2 protein-coding genes are annotated in these 2,351 nt (G+C 51.3%); both read right to left on the minus strand.

The annotated features are described in order from the left end of the window. The coding region (locus D6694_08585) for a hypothetical protein (protein RMH41727.1) at positions 1-1,832 on the minus strand (1,832 nt) is incomplete at its 3' end. Positions 1,833-1,877: 45 nt separating this feature from the next. Then, positions 1,878-2,300 carry a pilin gene (locus tag D6694_08590; GenBank protein ID RMH41728.1) on the minus strand — a complete coding sequence of 141 codons (423 nt, stop codon included), beginning with the start codon at positions 2,298-2,300 and terminating at the stop codon, positions 1,878-1,880. Between the last annotated feature and the right edge of the window lie 51 nt (positions 2,301-2,351).

Raw genomic sequence — 2,351 nt, forward strand, 5'->3', positions numbered from 1 at the left:
GGCATATCCGGGTACATCACCAAAATCCAGTCACCGTGCAAGACTGCGCGTTTTTTGGCGGCCACGAGTTGGTCATAATGATCCGGTTTGACGATGACATGACCTTCGTGATTGACCGTGTATATGGAGAGACTTTCCATAATGGCCTGCAATGCGTTGAGGCGGCTGCCTGACAATGCATCGGGACTGATGCTGCTTTCCATAAAAATCCATTTGTGGCAATCAGAGGTGACTGGACAACCATCGAATTGGAATTGTTCCGCAACATTGCCCTGACCAATCCACGCAACAATCGATGGCATTACGTCAGTGAGCACGCGCGGTTGTGCCTTATCAATCGGTGCCAGCGTCGGCTTGCCGTGTTTGAATTTTTGTACGGCGAGTACCACATGATTTTGCTGCGGGTTCGCGACGCTGGTGCCGTGGCCAACGGAATTGACCGGGAAGTGGGCGTTTTCGATGGCGTTTTTGACAAGATCGCTGTCGTCGGGAAAATTTTCACCATGATCAGAGAGGACAAAGACAATAGCGTTTTCCAATCGACCACAGCGTTTGAGTCCTTGATAAATATCGCCTAACTGCGCATCGGCCATATGGGTCATCAGCAAATAAAGATAGTGATAGGGATATTCCGGGGTGAATTTGTCGAGGTGCGCTGGAATATCCTGCATGCCACGATTGGTAAATGGCCAGTGTGGTAGGGTGAGGTGTAGGCCAAGGAAAAGTGGCTTGTCTAGATCGCGGCAGGCGGCGTCGAGCACGTTCTGAGTGAAAATTTCCGGTCGATAGGTTTTGGTTTGTCCGCGGTTTTGATACACATACGGAAATAGATATTTTGCGGCTCGGTAAGGACTGAGCAGGTTAATCGCTGGCATGTCGCTCAGTGTACTGAGCAGGAAATCAGCCACACCGATTTTGGGGCCAATCACGTCATCGAAGCCATAGCTTTGGTCAATATTATTGAAGCGGCGCTCGTCCATGGCATACAGTGTCTCATAGCCCTGTGATTTCAGCCATTGTATGGTAGCCAATGGCCGTGTGATCAAGGCTGGCGAAGTCAGATTGAAGCGAAGCTTGTGATGAATGGGATGCTGGCCGGTCAGAATCGACATCCAGGCGACATGGGTGCGCGCCAGTGGTGTCCAGGCGTTCTGAAAACGTTGCATGGTGGGCAGGATGGCATCGAGATTCGGCGTAATCGACGGGCTGAATCCGTTGATGCCTAACACATCCGGGCGCAATGAGTCGATGCCGAGAATAATGATGTCGGGTTTGCGTTTGCTTGGATGACTCACAGGCGCCGGTGTGCTCGACGTTGGCCACACGCTGAATACCACGAAGAGTGCGATGACACTTCCTGCGATCGCAAGATGTGTTGGCACGTGCGTTCGCCAAGCTGATTTCACGCCCACAATCAGTAACGCCAGCAGTATGCCACCAACAAACAGCACGGCGGGCGCTTCGGCCAGAAAGCTTTTTCGTAACCAGCCGTAGGCAGAAAATGGGTAGACAGCGCTATTGAGCTGAATCAGCCACAGTTCAAGCAACAGTGTGGTGAAGACAAGCGGCATGGGACGAAGCCAAAGTTTTCGTATTCTCCCTTGGAAGGCCAAGCTCCCCACCGCAGCGTAGACGGCCTTGACGTACATAATCACCAAAATGGATAGGGCAAATCGCCCCAGTTCAAGCCATACCGCGGGTGTGGTCAATGCTTTCTCAAGATAAACAGCAAAGTCTGAGTCATTTTTGAGATGCTGAGCCAAAGGCGTTTGTGAGGCGAGATAGACAAATCCCAAAAAAATCAACAGTTGATAGAGCCACGCAACTGCCACGACACGTTTTTGCAAAATACGTTCCTCTTATGAAAACTTGGTGGGTTAGCGACAGCGTGAGGGCCGGTATTCCTTCGGCAGTGAACCGCCACTGCAGTCCCATTTGACCGTGGATCCGGAAAAAGAGGGCGTAAATACGATGGTCCCGCCATCCACCACTTTTTGATTGAAGGTAATAATCACTGATGGGGCTCCCGTCACTTCTATGCTTTTGACAGCATTGCCTGTAATTTGATTGGGAGCGGACACGCCAGCTTGGGCATTACTGGCTGGCCAAGTGCGGTTGGCAATGTAGTAAGCACTGACAGCATTACGCACCCCAGCAGACAACTGAATGCCTTCGGCCACATGGGCACGCTTGACGAGGCTTTGGTAGGCTGGGATAGCGGTGGCCGCCAACACGCCGATGATGGCGATCACGATCATCAATTCAATGAGCGTAAATCCTTGTATCGGTGTTTTTCTCATGGTTTGTCTGCTCAGTAAAATTGATGGTGACTAACGAAAACCGGCGCGTCA

The sequence above is a fragment of the Gammaproteobacteria bacterium genome (genome assembly GCA_003696665.1).
Lineage (GTDB): Bacteria > Pseudomonadota > Gammaproteobacteria > Enterobacterales.